Source organism: Synechococcus sp. Nb3U1, assembly GCF_021533835.1.
GTDB lineage: Bacteria > Cyanobacteriota > Cyanobacteriia > Thermostichales > Thermostichaceae > Thermostichus.
This window is the reverse complement of record NZ_JAKFYQ010000001.1, coordinates 1,137,586-1,159,916: the sequence shown is the minus strand read 5'-3', so window position 1 is coordinate 1,159,916 and position 22,331 is coordinate 1,137,586. Positions and strand designations below refer to the sequence as shown.

22 protein-coding genes are annotated in these 22,331 nt (G+C 55.7%); 15 read left to right on the top strand and 7 right to left on the bottom strand.

Annotated features, from left to right (window positions below; all coding sequences use genetic code 11):
* Positions 1 to 2: 2 nt before the first annotated feature.
* Positions 3 to 785: a DODA-type extradiol aromatic ring-opening family dioxygenase gene (locus L1047_RS05325; protein ID WP_235277839.1), complete on the bottom strand. Its 783-nt coding sequence runs from the start codon at positions 783 to 785 to the stop codon at positions 3 to 5.
* A gap of 294 nt (positions 786 to 1,079) precedes the next feature.
* Between L1047_RS05325 and L1047_RS05320 the strand changes: the two genes are divergently transcribed.
* From L1047_RS05320 to L1047_RS05310, 3 genes are all read left to right on the top strand, one after another.
* Complete coding sequence (locus L1047_RS05320; RefSeq protein WP_235277838.1) at positions 1,080 to 1,616, top strand: thioredoxin domain-containing protein; 537 nt, start codon at positions 1,080 to 1,082, stop codon at positions 1,614 to 1,616.
* Positions 1,617 to 1,715: 99 nt separating this feature from the next.
* Positions 1,716 to 2,648, top strand: a complete 933-nt coding sequence (locus L1047_RS05315; RefSeq protein ID WP_235277837.1) for a fatty acid desaturase family protein — start codon at positions 1,716 to 1,718, stop codon at positions 2,646 to 2,648.
* The gene (locus L1047_RS05310; protein WP_235277836.1) at positions 2,645 to 3,649 is read left to right on the top strand and encodes an alpha/beta fold hydrolase; all 1,005 of its coding nucleotides are present in this window, start codon (positions 2,645 to 2,647) and stop codon (positions 3,647 to 3,649) included. The genes L1047_RS05315 and L1047_RS05310 overlap by 4 nt, the downstream gene beginning before the upstream one ends.
* On the opposite strand, the gene L1047_RS05305 is transcribed toward L1047_RS05310, so the two are convergent.
* Together L1047_RS05305 and L1047_RS05300 are read right to left on the bottom strand one after the other, a co-directional pair.
* The gene (locus tag L1047_RS05305) at positions 3,636 to 4,127 is read right to left on the bottom strand and encodes an AAC(3)-I family aminoglycoside N-acetyltransferase (protein WP_235278868.1); all 492 of its coding nucleotides are present in this window, start codon (positions 4,125 to 4,127) and stop codon (positions 3,636 to 3,638) included. The two genes, L1047_RS05310 and L1047_RS05305, sit on opposite strands and share 14 nt — an antisense overlap.
* A gap of 299 nt (positions 4,128 to 4,426) precedes the next feature.
* The gene (locus tag L1047_RS05300) at positions 4,427 to 4,783 is read right to left on the bottom strand and encodes a single-stranded DNA-binding protein (RefSeq protein ID WP_235277835.1); all 357 of its coding nucleotides are present in this window, start codon (positions 4,781 to 4,783) and stop codon (positions 4,427 to 4,429) included.
* 328 nt (positions 4,784 to 5,111) lie between these two features.
* Between L1047_RS05300 and L1047_RS05295 the strand changes: the two genes are divergently transcribed.
* A complete protein-coding gene (locus tag L1047_RS05295; protein ID WP_235277834.1) occupies positions 5,112 to 7,265 on the top strand; it encodes an NAD(P)H-quinone oxidoreductase subunit 5 in 2,154 nt (717 codons plus the stop codon).
* Here the strand turns inward: L1047_RS05295 and L1047_RS05290 are convergent.
* The gene (locus L1047_RS05290) at positions 7,262 to 8,170 is read right to left on the bottom strand and encodes a WD40 repeat domain-containing protein (RefSeq protein ID WP_235277833.1); all 909 of its coding nucleotides are present in this window, start codon (positions 8,168 to 8,170) and stop codon (positions 7,262 to 7,264) included. The genes L1047_RS05295 and L1047_RS05290 overlap by 4 nt on opposite strands.
* Positions 8,171 to 8,394: 224 nt before the next feature.
* Between L1047_RS05290 and L1047_RS05285 the strand changes: the two genes are divergently transcribed.
* The 8 genes from L1047_RS05285 (at position 8,395) to L1047_RS05250 (ending at position 14,822) form a co-directional block, all read left to right on the top strand.
* A complete protein-coding gene (locus L1047_RS05285) occupies positions 8,395 to 9,414 on the top strand; it encodes an aromatic ring-hydroxylating dioxygenase subunit alpha (protein ID WP_235277832.1) in 1,020 nt (339 codons plus the stop codon).
* A 192-nt stretch (positions 9,415 to 9,606) separates the two neighbouring features.
* Entirely contained in the window at positions 9,607 to 10,650 is a 1,044-nt protein-coding gene (locus tag L1047_RS05280) for an ABC transporter substrate-binding protein (RefSeq protein WP_235277831.1), read from the top strand.
* A 92-nt stretch (positions 10,651 to 10,742) separates the two neighbouring features.
* The gene (scpB, locus tag L1047_RS05275) at positions 10,743 to 11,318 is read left to right on the top strand and encodes an SMC-Scp complex subunit ScpB (RefSeq protein WP_235277830.1); all 576 of its coding nucleotides are present in this window, start codon (positions 10,743 to 10,745) and stop codon (positions 11,316 to 11,318) included.
* Positions 11,319 to 11,340: 22 nt separating this feature from the next.
* Positions 11,341 to 11,778 carry a GFA family protein gene (locus L1047_RS05270; protein ID WP_235277829.1) on the top strand — a complete coding sequence of 146 codons (438 nt, stop codon included), beginning with the start codon at positions 11,341 to 11,343 and terminating at the stop codon, positions 11,776 to 11,778.
* A 175-nt stretch (positions 11,779 to 11,953) separates the two neighbouring features.
* Positions 11,954 to 12,280, top strand: a complete 327-nt coding sequence (locus L1047_RS05265; protein WP_235277828.1) for a hypothetical protein — start codon at positions 11,954 to 11,956, stop codon at positions 12,278 to 12,280.
* Between the two features lie 140 nt (positions 12,281 to 12,420).
* Positions 12,421 to 12,783 (top strand): alr0857 family protein, encoded by a 363-nt coding sequence (locus tag L1047_RS05260; RefSeq protein WP_235277827.1) that lies wholly within the window; start codon positions 12,421 to 12,423, stop codon positions 12,781 to 12,783.
* Positions 12,784 to 12,856: 73 nt separating this feature from the next.
* Positions 12,857 to 13,081: a hypothetical protein gene (locus tag L1047_RS05255; protein ID WP_235277826.1), complete on the top strand. Its 225-nt coding sequence runs from the start codon at positions 12,857 to 12,859 to the stop codon at positions 13,079 to 13,081.
* A gap of 25 nt (positions 13,082 to 13,106) precedes the next feature.
* Positions 13,107 to 14,822: an FAD-binding domain-containing protein gene (locus L1047_RS05250; protein ID WP_235277825.1), complete on the top strand. Its 1,716-nt coding sequence runs from the start codon at positions 13,107 to 13,109 to the stop codon at positions 14,820 to 14,822.
* Between the two features lie 117 nt (positions 14,823 to 14,939).
* On the opposite strand, the gene L1047_RS05245 is transcribed toward L1047_RS05250, so the two are convergent.
* A complete protein-coding gene (locus L1047_RS05245; RefSeq protein WP_235277824.1) occupies positions 14,940 to 15,590 on the bottom strand; it encodes a peroxiredoxin in 651 nt (216 codons plus the stop codon).
* 309 nt (positions 15,591 to 15,899) lie between these two features.
* On the opposite strand from L1047_RS05245, the gene L1047_RS05240 reads away from it, so the two are divergent.
* Positions 15,900 to 16,931, top strand: a complete 1,032-nt coding sequence (locus L1047_RS05240; RefSeq protein ID WP_235277823.1) for a hypothetical protein — start codon at positions 15,900 to 15,902, stop codon at positions 16,929 to 16,931.
* Here L1047_RS05240 and L1047_RS05235 read toward each other — a convergent pair.
* Both L1047_RS05235 and L1047_RS05230 read right to left on the bottom strand, forming a co-directional pair.
* A complete protein-coding gene (locus L1047_RS05235; protein WP_235277822.1) occupies positions 16,928 to 17,581 on the bottom strand; it encodes a BON domain-containing protein in 654 nt (217 codons plus the stop codon). The two genes, L1047_RS05240 and L1047_RS05235, sit on opposite strands and share 4 nt — an antisense overlap.
* Positions 17,582 to 17,658: 77 nt before the next feature.
* On the bottom strand, positions 17,659 to 18,576 hold the full coding sequence (locus tag L1047_RS05230; protein ID WP_235277821.1) for an ion channel: 918 nt from the start codon (positions 18,574 to 18,576) through the stop codon (positions 17,659 to 17,661).
* 196 nt (positions 18,577 to 18,772) lie between these two features.
* Here L1047_RS05230 and gyrA point away from each other — a divergent pair, with 196 nt between their 5' ends.
* Together gyrA and L1047_RS05220 are read left to right on the top strand one after the other, a co-directional pair.
* Positions 18,773 to 21,322 (top strand): DNA gyrase subunit A, encoded by a 2,550-nt coding sequence (gyrA, locus tag L1047_RS05225; protein WP_235277820.1) that lies wholly within the window; start codon positions 18,773 to 18,775, stop codon positions 21,320 to 21,322.
* A 77-nt stretch (positions 21,323 to 21,399) separates the two neighbouring features.
* A complete protein-coding gene (locus L1047_RS05220) occupies positions 21,400 to 22,317 on the top strand; it encodes a pentapeptide repeat-containing protein (RefSeq protein WP_235277819.1) in 918 nt (305 codons plus the stop codon).
* Positions 22,318 to 22,331: the final 14 nt, after the last annotated feature.

Here is a 22,331-nt window from a genome sequence, read left to right as displayed (position 1 = left end):
CCCTACCCAACAGAATCCATGTTTCCAAAGCGAAAGGCGGCCATGCTCAGCACTCCATAGGTATAGCCCTGAAAAAGTTGTGCCCAACAGTTGGGAGAGCCTCCGGCTCCAGCCGCCACAAAGAGGGGCAGTAAATGTTCATCGCGGGGATGGTTCCGCACTGCTTCTGGGGCCAGGGTTCGGTAGTTGAGCAGATTTTCCACCTGTCCAGTGGTAATGGTGTCGGCAAGCCATTGGTCAAAGGTTTTTACCCAAGCGGGGGGTTGGGTGGCAAACTCGGCTTCTTGTTCTCCCCAACCGGCTGTTGGAAGATGCCTCCGCCACGTAGGCGCGATCAGTTCCTGTAGGTTGTGGGTGGCACCGCCACTGGCCAAAATGAGCACCCCCTCTTCTCGTAAAGGTTGCAGGGCTTGTCCCAGATGGTAGTGGTATGCGGGATCCTGTTGTGGCTGAATCGACAACTGCAGCACCGGGAGCTGGGCTTCGGGATAAGTCAAGAGGAGTGGGTTCCATGCCCCATGATCCAATCCTCGTGCTGGGTCAAGTTGGGTCGGGATCCCGGCTGAATCCAGGAGATCTTTCACGCGGGCAGCTAGAGCCGGATCTCCTGGGGCGGGATAACGCAGTTGATAAAGCTGTGGGGGAAATCCGTAAAAGTCGTGGAGGGTGGCGGGGTGGGCAGCGGCACTCACCGTAGGTACTGGCGTTTCCCAGTGAGCGGAAATGACCAAAAGAGCACGGGGGTTGGGCAGAAGGGATCCCAACTCTCGGAGGAACTGCACCACAGGGCCGGATTCTAGGGGCAGAGTGGGGCCCCGTGAGAGATAAACAGACTGGGTAAGACACTCATCTGTTTGATTTTAAGAAGTTTTTATTCGTACAATTTGATTGTAACAAAACTGGCGTCAAGATGCAGCCTGTCTGGATTCTGGAGTACCGCGGACTGGGGAGGGTTGAGTTGAGTGCTAGAACGGTGAAGGTTGAGGGATAAAGGTGAGGGATCCCTGGTTTTGATGGGAAGTTGACCTTTGGAACGATACCTGTAAATTGCAAGCTATCAATCACAAGAGGGACTGGGCATGAGCGAAAGCTGGGCAAAACGGCTGCGCAATGGGCTAATTGCTCTAGCAGCAGTGATTCTGGCAACGGGATTATTTTTGGCTAACCAAAGTCGGAGCGCCGGTACCAGCTTGGAGGCTCTGGCGCAAAGGGCCGTCCCCTTAGAACAAGCTCAGACCAATGCCAAGCCTTCTTTGGTGGAGTTTTACGCCGATTGGTGTACCAGTTGTCGGTCGATGGCGCCGGTGCTGGCCAGTCTGAAAGAGGAGTTTGCCCAACAGGTTAACTTTGTCATGCTGAATGTGGATAACCCGAAATGGTTGCCGGAACTGAGCCGCTATCGGGTGAACGGGATCCCGCATTTCCTGTTTTTGGATCAGGAAGGGGAGCTGCTGGGCTCTGCGATTGGGGAGCAGCCGGAATCGGTGTTACGTGCCAATCTGCTGGCCCTGGCCACAGGAGAGCCCTTGGATTTGGCGGGCAGTGGCCCTGTTTCCGGGTTGGATCGCAATTCTCCTGTCCTGATCGAGCAACCAGATCCCCGTAGTCATGGGTAAGAACTTCCATTCCGGGTTGCTCGGTAGCTCTGGCAACCAGCCGTTGACTTTTGATTTGATAGGATCCCATTCATTCATCTCAGCTCACGAGAGCCACCCATGTCGGTCAGGGCAACTCCGGTTGATAGAGACCTCAATCCTCAGCGCTTGATCCCGGTCGAGCGCCTCAAGCAGCTCAATATCCGCTCCAACCAGGCCGGACTTTTGCAACTGGCGGGCCATCTGGCGGTGATGGGGGTGAGCGGCAGCCTGTGGTTGACTCAGATGGGATCCCATGGGTGGATTGCGCTGCCGGCACTGGTGATCTATGGGGCCAGTTTGGCGATGATGTTTGCCGCTCTGCATGAATGTGTACACCGCACCGCCTTTGCCAGTCCTAAGCTCAATGATGCCGTCGCTTGGTTGGCGGGCCTGCTGTCGTTTTACAACAGCACTTTTTATCGCCGCTATCACAAATGGCACCACCGCTACACCCAGATTCCAGGCCAGGATCCGGAGCTGGAGGATGCCAAACCCCAAAGCTGGCGGGAGTATCTGATCGAGCTGAGCGGCATCACTTGGTGGATCGGCAAAGTGAAGGGCTATTTCCGCATGGCCAGCGGGCGGTTAGAGGGCTACCCTTACATTCCCGAGTCCGCCCGGGAGGAGGTGACCCGTTCGGTGCGGCTGCAACTGGCGGTGTATGGCCTTGGGATCTTGGCTTCTTTTTTGTTGAGGGATCCTTGGATCGTTTGGTTGTGGCTGTTGCCCCTGGCGGTAGGGCAGCCGATTTTGCGCTTTATTTTGCTGGCAGAACACACAGGCTGTAGCCAGGATGAGGATCCCCTCGCCAATACCCGCACCACGCTTACCCTGTGGCCAATCCGATTTTTGATGTGGAATATGCCCTATCACGCTGAGCACCACCTCTACCCGTCGATTCCTTTTCACGCCCTAGCCAAGGCCCACGAGCATCTTCAGCCCCATCTCGCCCATTTGGAACAGGGGTATCTGCGGGTGCATCAACAGGTGGTGGGACACTTCCAGGTATGACCTACTGGATCCAGACGGATTTTGAACTGCACTGCGGGATCCGACTGCCCCAAATCACCCTTGCTTATGCCACCTATGGGGAACTTTCCCCCCAGAAAGACAACCTGATCCTCTACCCCACCTCCTACGGAGCGCAGCACCCTGACCTGGACTGGCTGATTCGTCCCGACGGCATTCTCAACCCCGAACGCTGGTTCATTGTCATCCCCAACATGCTGGGCAATGGCCTTTCGACTTCCCCTAGCAACGATCCCGCCTGTGGCCTGCAGGAGGATGGCTTTTGGTTCAGCCACTGGGACAATGTGCGTCTGCAGGAGAGCCTGCTCACCCACCACTTTGGCGTCGAGCGGATCCGCTTGATCTACGGCTGGTCGATGGGGGCACAGCAAGCCTATCACTGGGGATCCCTGTTCCCTGATCGGGTGGAGCGAATCGCGGCCCTCTGTGGCACCGCCAAAACCACGGTTCACAACCGGGTGTTTCTGGAAAGTTTGCGCTCGGCCCTGACGGCGGATCCCACCTGGGATGGTCGGCGATTTTTGGGGGTGCCCGACCGGGGGTTTCGAGCCTTTGCCCATATTTATGCCAGTTGGGCGGCATCCCAACCGTTCTTTAATCAAAAGCTCTACGTAGGGCTAGGCTATGCCACTTTGGAAGACTATTTGACCCAAGCCTGGGAGGCCAGTTATCGCCGCCGGGATCCCCATAATCTGCTGTCGATGATCGAGACCTGGATCCGTTGTGACATCAGCGATAACCCGGTTCACAACGGCAACTACACAGCCGCTTTGAGATCCATTCGGGCCCGCACCCTGGTTATGCCCAGCCTGACGGATCTTTACTTCACCCCAGCCGACTGTCAGGCAGAAGCCGAGCAGATCCCGAATGCCCTCTACCAAGGGATCCCTTCTATCTGGGGACATCGGGCGGGGAACCCGTATCAAAATCCGATGGATGAAGCGTTTATTCGAGATGCCATACAAGATCTTATGCAGAGTTGATGGTGTTTTTATCACCCTCTACCGGAATATCGAAATGCAGGACATTTTCTCTTTTCCCTAGTTTGCTATACAAGGCAATTGCCGCTTCATCTTCAGGGCCAGTATCCGCTTGGACGAAGATGACATAAGCTCCTCGGGCAGCTGCTAATTTCTTCAACTTCTGAATCAAGGCTGTGGCGATGCCCTGGCGTCTGTGCTCTTTAGCTACCGCCAAATCGTAAAGGTAAATCTCACTCCGCTCCTGCTCAAATTTCTTCAATTCATAGGCGGCGATTCCTCCCACCACATCCCCATCCTGCACAGCCGCAAGAGCAATGAAGTTGTCACTCCCCAATAGCCGCCGCATATATTCAGCACTAGGCCGTTTTTCCAGATAGGTCTCGATCTCATTAAATGCCTTGCCGAAAGTAACCAGCAGGGCATCCATCAAAGCTTCGTCCTCTGGAGTGAGGTGCTGAATGAGGTAGGAGTGTGGCATTGATATTTTCTCTGCATCTTTTCTCTCGGTGAGCCATGGACATGAAGCCAGATCCACTTTGGCTCCTGTCAAACTTGTCACAAGAGAGTCAGTACTTGTTGTCGAGTTATCGATAATTCTGACAATGATTCTAGCAATTCTAACACAGCCTTTTCCGACTTCACACAGGCCCTTGAGCTAGGCAAAAAACCTGATGGAGAAAGGGATTGGCCTCAACCTGTTGTATCAGATAAGGCTAGAAAAGGCTGTAATTCTAAGTGGTAAGGTTCTCTGAGGTGGCTCAGTTCAAGTCGCGCTGATCAAAACGGTTCTTCCGAGGGCATGTTGCTGTCGCGGTCTTGACGGGATCCCAGCAATTCCAGCCGATCCACGGCGATGATCGGTTTCTGGCGGTCTTCGCCAGTAGATTTGTCTTTCCAACGGTCGAACTTAAGGCTGCCCGTCACCCCGATCAGACTACCCTTGCGCACGTATTCCCCGGCAATCTCAGCAGTACGGCCCCACAGCTCCAGGTTGAACCAATCGGGTTTGTCATCATTTTTGCGGAGGCGATTCACCGCCAGACTGAAGGTACACACCACCTTGCCCGACTCGAAGAAGCGCAGCTCCGGATCCATACCGGCTCGCCCCACAAGGGTGACCAGATTCAGGCTCATAGGTATCTTCTCCAGACCGGCAGTACAGCTTTTGTTGTAGCGTTTGAGGGGGATCCCTGTCATCCAAGCCCGCTTGTACCCCAGATTTACGGGAATTTTTAGGATCTCTCCCGATCAAAGTGCGGGAATCCCGGTTGATCTCGAGAAAAAAACTCTGCTGTGATGGATTCGATGCTCGGAATACCGGATCCGATTCTGTCGCAAAAGTTTACAATGACAGAAGGAGTCAAACAGCCGCCAGCCCACCGGACAACTTTATCTTTCCCAGTCACAGGGCTAGCAGAACGGGTTCATTCACCGCAAGAGGACGCATTCAGAAGCATTTCCTATGGAATTTATCTACGCATACGCCTGGTTAATCCCGGTTTACCCCTTGGTGGCGGCCTTCCTGCTCGGCCTGGGCATCCTGATGTTCAACACTTGGACAAGAGCCAACCGCTCCCTGGCGGCTTTCTTGAGTGTGTTTTTGATCGGGACGGCGATGGTACATGCCTTTGCCATTCTGGTCACCCAAGTGCAGGGGCACGAAACCTTCCTCAAAACCATTACCTGGGCGCAGGCGGGATCCTTCTCGGTGGAAATGGGCTTTGTGGTGGATCACCTGACGGCGATGATGCTGGTGGTGGTGACCACCGTGGCCTTTTTGGTGCAGATCTACTCCGATGGCTATATGGCCCACGACGCGGGCTATGTGCGCTTCTACGCTTACCTGAGCCTGTTTAGTTCCTCCATGCTGGGTTTGGTGGTCAGCCCCAACCTGGTGCAGATCTATATTTTTTGGGAGCTGGTGGGGATGTGCTCTTACCTGCTCATCGGCTTCTGGCACGATCGGCGGGCGGCAGCAGAGGCAGCTCAAAAGGCGTTTGTGGTCAATCGGGTCGGCGACTTTGGCCTCTTGCTCGGTATGCTTAGCCTGTACTGGATTTCTGGCACCTTCGAGTTCAACGAGATCGGGCGCAATCTACAGGAGATGTTGGCGTCTGGCTCGGTGAGCGCTACCTTGATCGCCTTGTTTGCGGTGTTGGTCTTCTTGGGGCCGGTGGCCAAGTCGGCCCAGTTTCCATTGCATGTGTGGCTGCCGGATGCGATGGAAGGCCCTACCCCGATCTCGGCCTTGATCCATGCGGCAACGATGGTGGCGGCAGGGGTCTTTCTGGTGGCCCGCATGTTCCCTGTGTTTGAAGGGATCCCGGTGGTGATGGACATCATCGCCTGGACAGGGGCCGGCACTGCCTTCTTGGGAGCCAGCATCGCCATTACCCAAAACGATATCAAGAAGGGCTTGGCCTACTCCACCATTTCCCAGTTGGGCTACATGATCATGGCCATGGGATCTGGTGCCTACGGGGCGGGTCTGTTTCACCTGATGACCCATGCTTACTTTAAGGCGATGCTCTTTTTGGGATCCGGCTCAGTCATTCACGGCATGGAAGCAGTGGTGGGGCACAACCCAGCTCTGGCTCAGGATATGCGCCTCATGGGGGGCTTGCGCAAGTATATGCCCATCACGGCTAGCACCTTCTTGATCGGAACCCTAGCCATTTGTGGGATCCCGCCCTTTGCTGGATTTTGGTCGAAAGATGAAATCTTGGGATCCGTTTTCGAGCACAACCCGGCCCTGTGGGGAGTGGGCTTTCTAACGGCTGGGATCACGGCTTTTTACATGTTCCGCATGTATTTTCTCACTTTTGAAGGAGAATTTCGCGGTACCAACATTACTCTGCAAAAAGAAGTGGCGGTTAGCGAGGGCCGCCCGGTGCCAGCCTTTGCCTATGCTTTTGCCGGTAAGCCCGCCTTTGGCCCCGGTGCCATGAACATTCAAGAAAAGCCGCAGCCTAGCAGCCATCCCGAAGCTGCGGCAGAAGCCCACGATGAGCATCACCACGCTTCTGAGCCGCATGAGTCTCCTTGGTCCATGACCTTCCCGCTCTTGGCTTTGGCGGTGCCTTCTGTTTTGATTGGTCTGGTGGGTACGCCCTTTGCCAACTACTTTGAAGCCTTCATTCATCCACCGGCTGAACATTTGGCGGAAGTGGGTTCGATTTTGCCAGTCGTGGCCGAAGAATGGGCCGAGGTGTTGGCGGGACATTTTGAGTGGTCGGAGTTCCTGATCATGGCGGGCAGCTCTGTTGGGATTGGCTTGCTTGGCATTACCCTGGCCAGCTTGATCTATTTCTCCAAGCGCATCGATCCCAGCACTTTCCCCCAAAGTTTGCAGCCGCTCTACTACTTCTCTTTGAACAAGTGGTATTTCGATGACCTCTACAACCGCGTTTTTGTGCAGGGCACCCGTTTTGTTGCCCGGGAAGCGCTGGAGGTGGATAGCCGCATTGTTGATGGCATGGTCAACCTGGCTGGTCTGGTGACAATGGTGAGCGGCGAGGTGATGAAATACCTGGAGAGTGGCAAGGCGCAGTTTTACGCCCTGATCATCTTTGCGGCAGTGGTGGTGATGGTGGTGCTGTCGGGGGTAGGGTTCTAATTCACCGACCAGAGGCGGATGCCGCCGGAGCGATTGCCACTGATCAAAGTTTGGCCATCGGCACTAAAGGTAAGGGCACTGATGCAGGCGGCGGGATCCCGGTACACCCTCAAAGGAGCACATCGAGGCAGTTGATGTAGCCAGATGCTGTAGTCATCTCCTCCGGTGGCCAACCACCGTCCGGTTGGGTCGATGGCCACCGCTCTAATCCAGTTGTCGTGTTCGGGATGAACTCCTAGCAGCTCGCCGGTGAGGGGATCCCAGCGTTTCAGAGCGTAGTCCACTCCGCCCCCCACCAGTTGCCGACCATCGGGGGTAAGGGCCGCCGCATTGAGGGGGCCAATGGACGGGATCCGCCGAATCCCTTCTCCGGCCACCAGATCCCAGACCCAAACGGTTTCGTCATCGCTGACACTGGCCAGAAACACCCCTCCTTGACTGAGATTCAAGGCATGAATGCGATCCGCATGTCCCCACAACCGCAGGTAGGGTTGTCGGCTCTGCAAGTCCCACACCTGAATCACCGCATCGGATCCCCCCGCCAGCACCAACCGGGATCCATCGCTGCTGACCACCAGTGCCTGCAACGATCCCAACTCTGTGGTCAACTGTCCCAACGACTCGCCTGTGAGGGGATCCCAGAAGCGTACCTCCCCAAAGCGACACCCACTCACCAGGAGCTCCTGTCCCCGCCAGCGGGTCAGTCCCAAGCCGCGAATCGCCCCTCCATGCCCGCGTAGACAATGGCGCAATTCACCGGATCCCCAATGCCAGATCCGCACGGTGCGATCCGTACTGCCGCTGATCAACAGCTCCCCAGCTACTGTCAACACGGAAATGGCCCCACTGTGGCCCATGAGGGTTTGAGTTTGAATGGGGTTCCACGCCAGAGCATAGGAGGTCATGGGAAGGGGGAGTATCTTGAGAGTTTGATTTTACAAAGCATTAACGACAATCTTCCACCTCAACCAGACCAAGCTCCCCCCGGTCCATTTCCCATACACTTCGTTGCCCAACTCGTGTTGACGGATACGGAATCCACTGAAGATCCCTCCTTACCATGCAAACAGAGATTCACGAATTGCTTGCAATCGGGTGGATCCCTTGCACTCAACCGAGGCTTTTGCCCATGCTGGTTACCCAACACCCTGTTTTCCGGCGTTTTTGGTATCCGATTATGCCCCTTTCCCATTTGCAGGAGGCACCGAAACCCTTTCAACTGTTGGGCCAGCGGATCGTACTCTGGCTAACTCCAGAAGGAACCGTGGCAGCGGTGGAAGATCGCTGTTGTCATCGCACGGCTCAGCTCTCCCGCGGCTGTGTGGTGGAGGGGAGCATTCAGTGCCCCTACCACGGCTGGCAGTTTGATGCGACGGGCGCTTGTGTTAAGGTGCCCCAGCTACAGGCCGATGAAGGGATCCCGGTCAGCTACAAGGTCAAGGCGTTTCAAACCCAAATCCGCTACGACTATGCCTGGGTATGCCTGGAGCCGGATCCCTTGCTGCCCATTCCCGACTTTCCCGAGGCGGAGGATCCCCGTTATCGAGTGATTCACGACTTTTATGAGTCTTGGCGGTGCAGCGCCTTCAGCTTTATGGAAAATGTCTTTGATAATTCTCATTTCAGCATCGTCCACACCCGCACCTTTGGGGATACCAGCAACCCAATCCCGGCTCTTTCTGAGATTCACGAAACCGACTACGGCTTTCACACCTATGCTGAAATCCCAGCGGTGAACAACGACCTGCAAAAAAGCAACTTGGGCATGAGCGAAGACCGCACCCTGCGCCGCACCTGTGGCGATTGGTTTATGCCCTTCCTACACCGGGGCAAGATCGTTTACCCAAATGGCCTAGAGGCGATCCTGTTCGTGGCCATGACCCCCATCGACGATTACACCTCCCAGATGGCCCATTTCTGGATCCGCAACGACCGCGAAGAAGATGCCCCAGCCGCCAACATCATCGCCTTTAACCGGCAGGTGATGGACGAAGATCAGGCGATTCTAGAAACCATCCCGGCGGATCGTCCCTTGGGGATAGAAACCGAGCAACACATGCTCTCCGATAAGCCCAGCATTCTGATGCGTCGTAAACTGATGGCTCTTTTGCGAGAGAGCGAGCGGGGATCCCTTGCGAGCAAAGTGTGAACCAAATCAGTCAAGCCTGAAAAAAAAGATGCCAAATTCCAAGAATTGGTTGCTGCCTATACAGAAGCTCTTGGAATGTTTGACTCTAATATCACTAAAACAAAGCTGTTCATTCCTGATTCTAAGTCAGCTTAAGCTTTCGGCTATTTTCCGCAAGATTTTTCCTCATTTTCTTCAACTGGAGCAACCCCCATGACACGTAAGCTATCCAGACGTTTGGCTTCAACGTTGATGTTCAGCCTGCCCTTCGCTGCCCTAGGCATGCAGCGGGCGATGGGGCAAAACAAAGATATTTTGATCACCAATGGTTGGTTACCTGCCGGGCCGGATTCTCCTTTTACGCTAGCCATGGATCGGGGCTATTTCCAGGAAAATGGCTTGAATGTGACAATTGAGCGGGGGGCGGGATCCGCGGATGCGCTCTCCAAGCTGGCGGCAGGGCGCTATGCCTTCTCCAAGGGGGATATGTACTCGATGATGGAGTTCAACGAGAAGAACCCCGAAGTGCCCCTGATTGCGGTGGTGATCGAGTCAAACCGGCATCCCGGCGGTATTTTCACCCTCAAGAAAAATGGCATTACGGATCCCAAGCAGTTGGCGGGGGTAAAGTGTGGGGCTCCGGCAGGGGATGGGGCTCGTCGTCTCTGGCCGGTATTGGCCAGTATCGTCGGTATAGATCCGGAGTCGGTGGAATGGGTGAACTGTGAACCAGCGCTGCGGGAACCCCTCTTGGCCCGTGGTGAAGTGCAAGCGATTTCGGGCTTTGGTCCTTCGGTGGTGCCCAGCTTACAAAAACTGGGGATTTCCGAAGATGAATTGGAAGTGTTCTACTTCAACGACTATGGCCTCAATCTTTACGGCCCGATCGTGATGAGCCGCTTGCAGTATGTGCGGGAAAATCCAGATATTGCGCGAGGCTTTGTTGCCGGGTACGTGAAGGGATTGGTAGAAACCATTAAAGATCCTGAGGCGGCTTTTGCCACCTTGGCCAAGCACTTTGAAGGGGCTGATGCGTTGGATCAAGACACGGAATTGGCTCGTCTCAAGTACACCATTGCCAACTACTGGGATACTCCCGATACCCGTGCCAATGGGGTGAGCGCGGTGGATCTCCAGCGGTTGCAGACTTCTCTGGCTCAGGTGGCCGAAGGGTATGGCTTGCAGAGAGTTCCTGATGCTAGTGAGATTCTGACGACGGAGTTTCTGCCCCCCAAAGAAGCGCGCATGTTCGCCTAAGAGCACCTAGCCGGGTTCAAGACACGCACGGGATCTCTCAGCCCAAAACAGCTGCTATGCTACGGGGCAAGTTGAGCGGATCCTGGGTTGATATGGCCCCTCGTCGTTCTAAGTCGGTTTCGGATCCCTTACTGGACTTAGAGGGCAGGGATCCCTCTCTGGAGCGTCCGTTTGCCTTGAAAAATCAGATCGAGGCGATTCTCTACCTGAAGGGGCAGCCTCTGGAGTTGTCGACTTTGGCCCAGTTGGCCCACTGTAGCCGCGATGATGCCTACGATGCGCTGCTGGAGTTGATGGAAGACTATACCCACCGCGATTCGGCTCTAGAGGTGTTGCAGGTGGGGGAGGGGTTTGCCCTGCAACTGCGGGAACCGTTTCTGGAACTGGCCAATCAGCTTTTGCCCCCTGAAATCGGCGTTGGGGCCACCCGTACCTTGGCGACGATCATTCTACGTGGGCCCCTCTCGCAGGTGGATTTGGTGGAGTTACGCGGGCAGAGTGCCTATCAGCATGTGGCGGAGTTGGTGGAAAAAGGCTTTGTCACCCGCTATCGCAAGGAAGGCAGCCGTTCCCAGTGGTTACGAGTAACGGATAAGTTTCACCGCTACTTTACAGTGGATGAGCTGGCTAAAGAGGCGGCAGAAACCGCTGCTTTAGCAGAAGAGTAAACTTTTTCCATAGGGATCCCCAATGGAGCGCACCTCCCGCAGGGATCCCAACTCGTACCCCAAGAAGATTGCTATGGCCAAGCAGCGCTACGAAGGAAGTTGCCACTGTGGGCAGATTCGATTCGTTGTGGAAGGGGATCTGGATACGGCTACCCTCTGCAACTGTTCCATTTGCACCAAGAAGGGCTTTATTCACCTGATCGTGCCCCCGGAGGCGTTTCAGCTTCTTTCCGGCCAACCCGATCTAGCGACCTATAGCTTTAACACCCACATCGCCAAGCACCACTTCTGCCGAGTGTGTGGCATGCACCCGTTCTATATTCCCCGCTCGGATCCCGACAAGATTGATGTGAATGTGCGCTGCCTGGACGGGATCCCACTAGAAAACTACCAATTCCCCACCTTTAATGGCAGAGATTGGGAACAAGCCATCGAAGGAAAAGTCTCTTGGCGAGATTAGTTCTGCCCAGGCGGCGACTGGGATCCGAGAACGAAATCAAAAATGATCCAGAAAACGCTCAAAAGAGACTAGACATCCCTGTAGCACCAGTGTAGTATGTTAGTCAGTCAGGGATCTTCTAGGTCGTGGAGATGTTCCCCCTGTGTTCACAACGTTTCGGATAAGAGCTAAAGCCGTGTCTCATCCTGCTGTCCTACCGCTGATGCCTTCTGGTCACCCGTTTGGGTGGCTGGTGGATCCGCTGTGGGCCAGTTTTGGCTTGCTCTGTGGGGTTGATCTCTTCGGTGATCTCTTCAATGTGGCCCGACCCCAAGCTCCTCAGGGATCCCTAGCTGCCCTGCTGGCCGGCATTCGCCGTCGTTGTTTTGCAGTATTACCCATTCTTCTGATCGCACTGTCTAAAAACTCCACCCAGCAAGGGAGCTTCTGCAAAACCATTAATGGCATGTTCCATCACCACCGAAGCCGTCGGTATAGGGCCAGGCTAGCTGTGCCCCTCTGAGGAAACTTTCCTTCCCCCGACCCCGCTTCGAACTCCAGAGGCGGGGTTTTTTAGTGCCTTTACGCTCGGTGGGGCGTCTCTTCATCCCTAAATCCAGCACCACGCAATTGCTCAAATCATCTTTCTAGGGGCTTCATCCCATGTTGAAACTCATCTATGGCGAAACCGGAGTGTACGTGGAACGGGTAACCCAGTCTCAAGAGGATTGGCTGCGCCAACAACATCAGTTGGCAGCCTGTGTTGGGGCAATCCTTTGGCAGGAAATCGCCGTTGGCACCCTGTTGCTGCCGCTGGACTCTGCCCACCAATTGCCCGCCGATTTGGATTGGATCCCTTGTGATGAGGAGTGGCTGGAGGTGGAATTGACCGGCTTCTGGTTGGCCGCCAACTCCAAGGTGGATACAGGCACCCTGGTCACTCAACAGGAGCCGTCGGTAGAAGCGCTGCTGTTTCGTCTTTGGCAAGAGCAGGAGCCGATCCGGCAACCGCCAGAGCCGGTTTAACCCCAACAGGGACAGCAATTGACGAGTATGTATTATTTATGTAGTATATTTGTAATACGGAGGAGGTGAGATCATGTTGCTAACCCACTACTACATCCGCCTGGAAGAAGCGCTGCGCCACAGTTGGCCCCGCGGCGGAACCGAAGCCGAGCCGAGCCAGTTGCCCCAAGCAGCCGAAGATCCAGAACAGGAAATCCTAGCTGTGGCCCATCGCATCGAGCTGGAACAGGCGAAACTGGCCCAAGAGCGCAGTCTGCATCAGTTGGAGTACTGGATGCGCCGCCCTGGGTTCCTATGAAGTCCAATAGGGGATCGGTTAAGGTTTGTTAAGGATCCCGCTGACCCAGGGTTGTGGCGGCGGAAAGAACCAATCGGATCCCTTTTGGGCTTTGCTGATGAATCGCACCCTTGTCTGGTTTCGGCGGGATCTGCGCATTTCAGACCATGCCCCACTGGAGCGGGCGGCGCGACGCGGACAGGTCATCCCGGTGTTTGTGCTGGATCCGGCCTTGCTCCATCACCCAGAAACGGGAGTAGCACGGGTAGCGTTCATGCTGAGTTGTCTGGGATCCCTGGATCGGGAACTGCGGCAACGGGGCGGACGGCTGATCCTGAAATGGGGGGATCCCCTGGAAATTCTCCCGCGACTGGTTCATAGCAGCCAGGCGGAAGGGATCTATGCCTACAGCGATTGTGAGCGCATCTATGGTCGGGCGCGGGATGCTCGTCTCAACCGGATCTTGCGGGCAGAAGGGATCCCCATTCGTTGGTTTGAACCCCTGGGCAGTCTGCCGGAATTGGTGGCTTATCCGCACTATCGGCAGCTTTGGTTTGAGCAGATGGCGGATCCTCTAATCCCAACACCTGCCCAGATTGCAGTACCGGAAGAGATATCTTCAGAGCCCATCCCCAGCCTGGCCAAGTTGGGGTTGACCCCCGATGAGAAGCGGATCCCTGCTGGGGGAACCGCAGCCGCCCGCCAAGCCCTGAAACAGTTTTTGCGCCACAAAGCCCAGCGCTACTACTGGCAACTCTCCTACCCCAGCGCGGAGGTGACCACCGGCCTCAGCCCCTACCTCAAGTTTGGGGTGATTTCGGTGCGGGAATGTGTGCAAACCGTGCAGCAAGCTGTTCAAGCAGAGCCGGATGAGCGGAAACGGCGGAGTGCCCAGCAGTTGATCTCGCGGTTGCGCTGGGGATCCGGCTTTACACAGCGGTTTCGTTATCTGCCCCAGCTGGAATTGAGTTCTCTATATCGCGTTTTTGACCAGCAGGATTGGGACTTCGATCCGGAGTTATACCGAGCTTGGCAGGAGGGGCGGACGGGCTTTCCGATAGTGGATGCCGCAGCGCGGTGCCTGATGGCAACAGGCGGGTACCGCTCCCTCAATTTTCGAGTTAGGGCGATCTATGCCAGCTTTTTGAGCAATCTCTTGGGGATGGATTGGCGCTACGGGGCTCTGCACTTTATGCGTCACCTCATCGATGGAGATTGCCCGATCGATCATTATCAGTGGGCGATGCAAGCAGGCGTGACCCATTGTGTGGATAAAACCTGGACACGCATTTACAATCCTGGCCAAACAGCCGTAGATCGCTGCGATCCTGAGGGATCCTTTATCAAGCGCTGGCTACCGGAACTGCGGTCTATCCCCCCAGAGCAACTGGGATCCCCGCCTGGATACATTCTTCCCATTCTCAATTACAAAGAAGCCCGCCAACGGCGCGTTCAGAAACTAGACAGGCTTAGGCAAACATTTCAACATAGTGCCGATGTTATCCCTCATCTGGCCCTGCTACCCGAGAGCTGGTTGCCCTTTGGCTGGGAGCAGTTTCCCTCTGAAATCCACTGGGCCTTGCAGCTGGAGCGAGATTTGTTTCCAGCACCCTTGGATTTGCAGAATTTGGATGCTGAAGAACGACAAGCCCTGCGCACTTGGTTAGTTGCCCATGTGGAGAGGTCTCCTTCTTCTCACCGAAAAGCCAGTCCTAAGCCTCAAATCAATTCGAGCTTGCAATTAAGCCTTCTGGAACTTTGATCAGCTGGCTTCTGTTCCATCGCTTCGACAAAAAAGGATCCCCCTAAGAGGATCCCAGAATGGAGGATAGTTTTGGTTGGAGAGGATCCCCGAACCAGTCCTCAAGAACTATAAGAACTATTTGTTGGGCTGAGGGGTGAGCCGCAGATAGGGCTTCACTTCCTTGTAGCCTTTCGGGAATTTTTGCTTCAGCACTTCTGGGTCTTTTAAGGAAGGCGCAATCACCACTTCGTCCCCATCTTTCCAGTCAGCAGGGGTCGCAACACTGTAGTTATCCGTCAGTTGCAACGAATCGATCACCCGCAGCAGCTCATCGAAATTACGGCCCGTGCTCGCAGGATAAGTGAGGGTGAGACGCAGCTTCTTGTTGGGGTCAATGATGAACACCGAGCGCACCGTCAGAGGTAACCCTTCTTTGTTGATGTTGGTTTGATCCAGCATGTCGTAGAGCTGAGAGACCTTGCGATCTCCATCCGCCAAAATCGGGTAGTTCAGGGTGGTGTTTTGGGTTTCTTCAATATCTTTCGTCCAGCCCGCATGGGAATCTACATCATCCACGCTGAGGGCGATCACCTTCACGCTGCGCTTATCAAATTCGGGCTTGAGCTTGGCCACTGTGCCCAGTTCGGTGGTGCAGACAGGGGTATAGTCAGCAGGGTGAGAGAACAACACCACCCAGCTATCTCCCGCCCAGGAGTAGAAGTCGATTTCGCCGTGGGTGGACTGTTGAGTGAAATTGGGAACGGTATCGCCGAGTCGGAGGGACATACTCTGTCTTCCTTCGTGAAAGGGTTAAGTCAAGAGAGGAGGGATCCAGATCTTTGATCCAATCCTGCTCGATCTTGCCATATAAACTCCACTTTCCCGAGCGGATTGCAGGTGATTTTAAGGTTCTCCTGGGCTGAACGGGATCCCTGAGAATCCTCTCTCTCCCTCACCCCTTGGCTTTCTGATGGCAGAGTAACGGAATATGTGCAGTTACTAACATCCTGTAACTTTCTCTACGAGTTCTTACGGTAAGGTATTAAAGGTATAGCAAAAAACAAACCGTAACCTGAGGAAGGAGCGATGGAATCGATGGGAACCACTGATCGCAGTTTGGCGGCCCTTTGGGCGCAGAAATATGTGAAAGAATTGCGAGATCAGGCGTCACCGATTGCAGATCCCAACGCCCAACTGGCACAAAAGGTTAAAGGATCCCTGCGCTTTGCCAGCTCCCAGGCTTGGGCAAAAACTGAACAACTGCTGGCCGCTGAAATAACCCGCCACCGTTTGGATCCCGATTTGATTGATCCGTGGCAGATCGCGGACGACTCCCAGCAACTGTTCGAGAAAGCGGCAGAAAGTTACCAAGAGCAGCTGCCGCCAGAGCGCTTTTCGGCTGAGATCGCCACCCCCTGCGGCCAATTGCGCGCTCGCTATACCCGACCGGATCCACGGGTGCTGGGCTTCATGAGCATGCAATTCCACTACACCGGGCAAGGGGTGTTGCAGGCTTTATCGGCCCAGGAACGCAGTCTCTTCTACCCATACCTGAAGGTGATGGACGACCACCTGTACATGCCCCTGCAACGGTCGTATGAAGCCGCCGCCCATGCTGGACAAACTATTTCGCCCCCACTAGCTGCTGTTCAAGAGCTGTTGCCCGTCATCACACAGGTGGCAGAATCCATTTGTGGAGAAGTGGCTCAACGCTTCAGCGATTACCGTAGCGAGAGCGGGTTGCTGACGGACGTGGAAGTCCGGATCTCCAGCATCCGCGATGTAGAGATGTTCCAGGTGTATTTGGGTCTTTGCACCTTAGAAGGCAGCGTGGCCGCTGTACAGCAGGAGCTTTTCCCCCTTTGCGTCATGCTCTATCCGGCACTGAAGGTGAGTTGGAATCTGGTGCGACAAATGTTGGAGTTGCTGGATGAATCGTTGCATTTTCACCTCACCCCCCCCAGCTATGACTTGGTATTGCCCTACCTACGAGCCATCCAGGATATGTTCTCCCTAGAAGTCTTTCCAGAAGATGACCCGATCTGGAGCCATCATCCCGATGTGGTGCGCTTCATGGGAGCGGCACGAGACTTGCTCCAGGAACTGCTCAACCAACAAGCCAGCTAACGCGGGATCCGCAATTTCTGCCCGACTTGAATCAGGTTGGGGTTGCTGATGTTGTTGGCTTGGGCAATGCGCAGGTAAGCGTTGGCATCTCCGTAAAACTGCTGGGCAATCCTGGAGAGGGTATCGCCAGCCTTGACGGTATAGAGCTCCTCTGTGGGCTGAGTTGAGGCGGGTGTGATCTGCAAACCCGTGATATCCACCTCCGTGACTCCAGCTACACTTTGGGCTACCTGTATCGCCCGCTCGACCAGTTCTGCACTTGCCACTGCTCCTCGCAGCACCACACTGGATCCCCGTTGCAACACATCGATGGGGGCATCTACCAATTGGGGATCCGCTTCTAGGGCTTGGAGGGCGGCTTTGGCCAAATGGCTGGACTCAACCACCGGGGCGGTCCCTACCGGATCTGCGGCGACTTCACCAGAGCTTGGAGTGACAAGGATCAATTGGCTGGTATCCACCTCTTTCACGCCCTTGATCCCTTCGGCGGTGTAACGCAGGATTTGGCGATAATTTTCGGCAGGGATCCGACCTTGAAAGGTGATCACCCCACCCCGTTCGCTCACCGACACCTCCAAGTCGCGAGTGGGAGCATATTCCTGCATTGCTTCTTTCACCCGTTCAGCCAGGTTGCGATTTAAGGGCCACATCTTGACCTCCCATATTTAGGTGGGGCGTCCCCATCCCATCATATCGGGTTGATTCTCCCGGATTGGATGACCAGTTCTTAAACCGGCAGAGTTGTGTGAAAGTGGGCGTAATCTACGTACCGATGCCCATCACTATCGAGGTGGAGAATATCGGCGAAGCGATGGCCCCAGCGAATCTCATCCGCTAGATAGGAGTGGCGAGCATGGATGGTTTGGGAGAAGGTATCGTCGATGCCGGTCAGGGTGATGATCAGCTCCGCTTGGCCCGCCTCTAGATCCTGAGGCGTGAGGCCGTAAAGGGGGCTATCGGGCTCGATCCGGTGCATCACCGTCCAGGTGACAGCAAAAATGGGAGACATGGAGCGCACCAAGCGCAAATCGTAGAGCCGCCGCATCCACTCCCCTTCGGCCGAGATTTGGTTGCAGGCCAGTGTGACGCGAATCTGGGCCTCGACAATTTGGTTGAAGCGCTGGTTGGCCGCCCGAAACATCAGGGTGGGATAGCCATCTTGAGCATGAATGACTGCCGCCCGGCTGAACAGAACCCGAGCCGTAGGCCGCGAAATACGGGCGAACACTAAACCTGTGGCCACCGCTGTACCCGCTACCCCCAACATCGCCTCTAAGGTGACCAGCAGGTTGGCGTAGAGGCTATGGGGATACATGGCTCCATAGCCAATGCTGGCCATGGTCTGTACGCTAAAAAAGAAAGCATCCCCAAAGTGGCCCGAACGAGCATTGGCAATATTGTTGGTGCCAATCAAATAGAGCAGCGCAAACCCGACGTTGGCCAGGATATATCCCCCAGCCAACACCCCCAAGAATCCGGGCCAAGTCAGGGTCAACAACAGATGATACAGATCCCGCAGCCCCTGGGATGGGATCCCACGGCGCACCAGAGGACGATGGCCACCCGGTTGTCCCATGCGGATTGGGTTGGCAATACCCACTCGGGATCCCTGAGAAACCCTGGATAGAGGCCGTTGATCACCCACTCCTTACCTCCTGCCAGAAGCAACTCCGCTCGCCCACGATTAGGTCAGCGCACCGCCCTCACAGAAGGCGAATGGTAGACTAAGAGTACAAAAAACACTCTACTCATTCACTCCCAGTTTGCCCACGGGCAGGGTCTGTATCTTTCTGGAACCCTGCCCAGGCCAAACCGAGATCCCCAACCTGTACCCCAACCCCATGAGCGATAACGAATCGACGGTGCGTATCATCTCCACCGATCTGCAACGGGAGATGTCTCAGTCCTACCTAGAATACGCCATGAGCGTGATTGTGGGGCGGGCACTTCCCGATGCTAGGGACGGCCTCAAGCCAGTGCATCGTCGCATTCTCTACGCCATGCACGAGTTGGGTCTGAGTGCGGATCGCCCCTATCGCAAATGTGCCCGTGTTGTTGGGGATGTGATTGGGAAATATCATCCCCACGGGGATCAAGCGGTCTATGACGCGCTGGTACGGATGGCCCAGGATTTCTCGATGCGTGAGCGCCTGGTGGATGGGCATGGCAATTTCGGCTCCGTCGACAACGATCCGCCAGCGGCGATGCGCTATACCGAGTGTCGGTTGACGGCCTTTGCCCAAACCAGCCTGCTGCAAGATATTGATGCCAATACCGTCGATTTTGGGGATAACTACGATGGATCCCAGCAAGAACCGCTGGTGTTGCCGACACGGATCCCGCAGTTACTGCTGAATGGCTCTTCGGGCATTGCTGTCGGTATGGCCACCAATATTCCGCCCCACAACTTGGGGGAGCTGGTGGATGGCCTGATTGCCCTGATCCAAAACCCAAACCTAACCAGCCTGGAACTGATGCAGTGGATCCCCGCCCCTGACTTCCCGACTGGGGCCTTGATTATGGGCCAGAGTGGCATTCGGGAGGCCTATACCACTGGGCGTGGATCCATCACCATGCGTGGGGTAGCCACCATCGAAACTCTGGAACACCGAGGTCGACCGACACGGGATGCGATCATCATCACCGAGCTGCCCTACCAAACCAACAAGGCGGCCATGATCGAGAAGATCGCTGAGATGGTCAACGAAAAGCGCCTAGAGGGCATTGCTGACATTCGCGATGAGAGCGACCGCGATGGCATGCGGGTGGTGATCGAGCTGAAGCGGGATGCCCAAGCCCAGGTGGTGCTGAACAACCTCTACAAACAAACCCCCCTACAGGCCAACTTTGGAGTGAATATGCTGGCCATCCTCAATGGTGAGCCACGCACCCTCACCCTGCGGGATGCTCTACAAGCTTTCCTGGATTTCCGGGAAGCGGTGATCGAGCGGCGCACCCGCTACGAGCTGCAAAAAGCCGAAGAGCGGGATCATCTGTTGCAGGGGTATCTGTTGGCCTTGGGGCATCTGGATCGGGTGATTGCCCTGATTCGGGAAGCCGCCGATACCGCCACAGCCCGAACGGAGTTGCAGGCAGTGTTCGGCCTCAGCGAGGCGCAAGCGGACGGGATCCTGCAAATGCAGCTGCGCCGTTTAACCGCCTTGGAATCGGAAAAAATTCAAGCAGAACACGAAGAATTGGTTCGGCAAATTGCCGACCTGCGGGATATCCTGGCTCGCCGGGAGCGGGTGATGCAGATCATCAGCGAAGAACTGCAGCAGATCAAGACCCGCTTTGCCAGCCCGCGCCGCTCCCAGATCTGCTTAGAAGATTGCGAGTTAGAAACCGCCGACCTGATCGAAAACCGCGAAACAATCATCTTCCTAACGGAGCAGGGCTACATCAAGCGCATGGGCATTGAAGAATTTCAAGTGCAGGGGCGTGCCACCCGTGGCAAAGCCGGCGCCCGCATCAAAGAAGATGATGCCATCGAACAATTTTTTGCCTGCCGCAGCCACGACACCATCCTGTTTTTCACCGATCGCGGCGTGGTTTATACGCTGCGGGGCTATCAGATCCCTCAGGGTAGCCGTACTGCTCGCGGCAGTGCCATTGTGCAGTTGTTGCCCATCACCCGCGAAGAGCGGATTACTTCGATGGTGCCGGTGAGCGAATTTACCGACGATGAGTATCTGGTGATGCTCACCCGTGGGGGGTACATCAAAAAAACGGCCCTTAGCGCCTTTGCCAACATTCGCTCCAACGGGTTAATCGCCATTTCCTTGGAAGAGAATGACGAGTTGCGTTGGGTGCGCCGGGCCCGTTCCAGTGATGATGTGGTGATGGCCACCCGCCAAGGCATGTCGATTCGGTTCCGAGCCGATGATGAACAACTGCGCCCCTTGGGACGGGCCACCCGTGGTGTGCGGGCCATTACCCTCAACCCTGGGGACGACATTGTCAGTATGGATATCATCTTTGCCGAATCAGTGATGGCTGCTGAGCAGGAGGGAGAAGGATTGGCCAACCCTTGGGTGTTGGTAATTACCAAAGCAGGGCGGGGCAAACGCTCGGCCATCGATAATTTCCGCCAGCAGAACCGGGGGGGCAAAGGGGTGATCGCTACCAAGTTCCGCCAAGACTCCGATGAGTTGACTTCCTTGCGCATTGTTAATGCCGAAGACGAAATCATGTTGGTGACCGCTAGAGGGATCGTCATGCGGCAATCCGCTAAGGCCATCCCCACCCAGTCGCGGGAAGCAACGGGGGTCTTAGTGCAACGGTTGGATACAGAAGACAGTATTGTGGGAGTGACGGTGGTACCGGCCTCCTTCATTGGGGATCCGGAGGAAACCGACGAGATTGCGGATGGAGTATCTGAAGAAAGCTGAAGCCACTTATTTCAAGCCGCTATTCCAGCCTCTATACTGCTGGAGAAAGTGAAAGCCACCTACTTGAATGGGAAGTGATGATCAGTTCAGCCCGTTCTCAACCCCCTGAGCCTGTCGATCCAGAGGCCATGGCTCTATTCCCTAAGGGCTCTGAAGCCCGAGCTGTCACTACGAGGGCAGATTTGTGGGTACGCTACCGGGCGGGCGGGCGGGACTTTCGGGGCAGTCAACTGGCTCAGGTGGATCTCAGCCGTACCGATCTGGGGGGGAGCGATCTCAGCCGCTCTGATTTGAACCGGGCCCAGTTGCGGGAGATCGACTGGGTTGAGGCCATCTTGCGCGGAGCCAATTTGCGCGAGGCGGATTTGCAACGGGCTAACCTAGCTGGGGCAGATCTCAGCCGGGCCAATTTGGAACGGGTGAATCTAACGGCTGCTACCCTCACCGGGGCCAACTTGTCGGGCAGCCGACTGGAGGGGGCAAACCTCCGCCATGCCTACGTGATCGGGGCCAACCTTTCAGAAGCTTTTATGTGGAAAACCGACCTACGAGAGGCCAATCTGAGTGGCAGCGATCTCAGCCGGGCCGCCCTGCGGGGGGCCATTCTCACGGGGGCCAATTTAAGCCTGGCCAGCCTGACCAGCACCAACCTAACCCGAGCGGAGTTGAGCCGGGCTCTGTTGGCCAATGCTTGCTTGTACGGCACCATCCTGATCGGCTGTAGCTTACAGGGATCCCAGTTGAGCGGCGCGGATCTGAGTTCGGCGCTGTTGTTGGGAACCAATTTGCAACAGGCCAATCTACGGGGAGCTGGATTGGTGGGGGTGAGTGTGCGCGGTGCTACTTTTCAGAGGGCAGATTTGCGGGGAGCTAGGGTGCAAGCCCGTAACCTGGGGCAGGCTCATCTGGAGGGAGCTCTGTACAACCGGCAAACCTTACTGCCGCAGGGGTTTAATCCCGTTAGGGCCGGTATGGTTTGGATGGAGGAGGGTTAAAAGCCAGCGCCCCC

What these genes read in the sequence shown, in the direction of transcription:
- scpB (WP_235277830.1), top strand. Translation starts at nt 10,743, where the DNA reads ATGGCCCCTCGTCGTTCTAAGTCGGTTTCGGATCCCTTACTGGACTTA.
- L1047_RS05280 (WP_235277831.1), top strand. Translation starts at nt 9,607, where the DNA reads ATGACACGTAAGCTATCCAGACGTTTGGCTTCAACGTTGATGTTCAGC.
- L1047_RS05305 (WP_235278868.1), bottom strand. Translation starts at nt 4,127, where the DNA reads ATGCCACACTCCTACCTCATTCAGCACCTCACTCCAGAGGACGAAGCT.
- L1047_RS05245 (WP_235277824.1), bottom strand. Translation starts at nt 15,590, where the DNA reads ATGTCCCTCCGACTCGGCGATACCGTTCCCAATTTCACTCAACAGTCC.
- L1047_RS05290 (WP_235277833.1), bottom strand. Translation starts at nt 8,170, where the DNA reads ATGACCTCCTATGCTCTGGCGTGGAACCCCATTCAAACTCAAACCCTC.
- L1047_RS05320 (WP_235277838.1), top strand. Translation starts at nt 1,080, where the DNA reads ATGAGCGAAAGCTGGGCAAAACGGCTGCGCAATGGGCTAATTGCTCTA.
- L1047_RS05220 (WP_235277819.1), top strand. Translation starts at nt 21,400, where the DNA reads ATGATCAGTTCAGCCCGTTCTCAACCCCCTGAGCCTGTCGATCCAGAG.
- L1047_RS05315 (WP_235277837.1), top strand. Translation starts at nt 1,716, where the DNA reads ATGTCGGTCAGGGCAACTCCGGTTGATAGAGACCTCAATCCTCAGCGC.
- L1047_RS05255 (WP_235277826.1), top strand. Translation starts at nt 12,857, where the DNA reads ATGTTGCTAACCCACTACTACATCCGCCTGGAAGAAGCGCTGCGCCAC.
- L1047_RS05295 (WP_235277834.1), top strand. Translation starts at nt 5,112, where the DNA reads ATGGAATTTATCTACGCATACGCCTGGTTAATCCCGGTTTACCCCTTG.
- L1047_RS05240 (WP_235277823.1), top strand. Translation starts at nt 15,900, where the DNA reads ATGGGAACCACTGATCGCAGTTTGGCGGCCCTTTGGGCGCAGAAATAT.
- L1047_RS05235 (WP_235277822.1), bottom strand. Translation starts at nt 17,581, where the DNA reads ATGTGGCCCTTAAATCGCAACCTGGCTGAACGGGTGAAAGAAGCAATG.
- L1047_RS05285 (WP_235277832.1), top strand. Translation starts at nt 8,395, where the DNA reads ATGCTGGTTACCCAACACCCTGTTTTCCGGCGTTTTTGGTATCCGATT.
- gyrA (WP_235277820.1), top strand. Translation starts at nt 18,773, where the DNA reads ATGAGCGATAACGAATCGACGGTGCGTATCATCTCCACCGATCTGCAA.
- L1047_RS05310 (WP_235277836.1), top strand. Translation starts at nt 2,645, where the DNA reads ATGACCTACTGGATCCAGACGGATTTTGAACTGCACTGCGGGATCCGA.
- L1047_RS05270 (WP_235277829.1), top strand. Translation starts at nt 11,341, where the DNA reads ATGGAGCGCACCTCCCGCAGGGATCCCAACTCGTACCCCAAGAAGATT.
- L1047_RS05260 (WP_235277827.1), top strand. Translation starts at nt 12,421, where the DNA reads ATGTTGAAACTCATCTATGGCGAAACCGGAGTGTACGTGGAACGGGTA.
- L1047_RS05300 (WP_235277835.1), bottom strand. Translation starts at nt 4,783, where the DNA reads ATGAGCCTGAATCTGGTCACCCTTGTGGGGCGAGCCGGTATGGATCCG.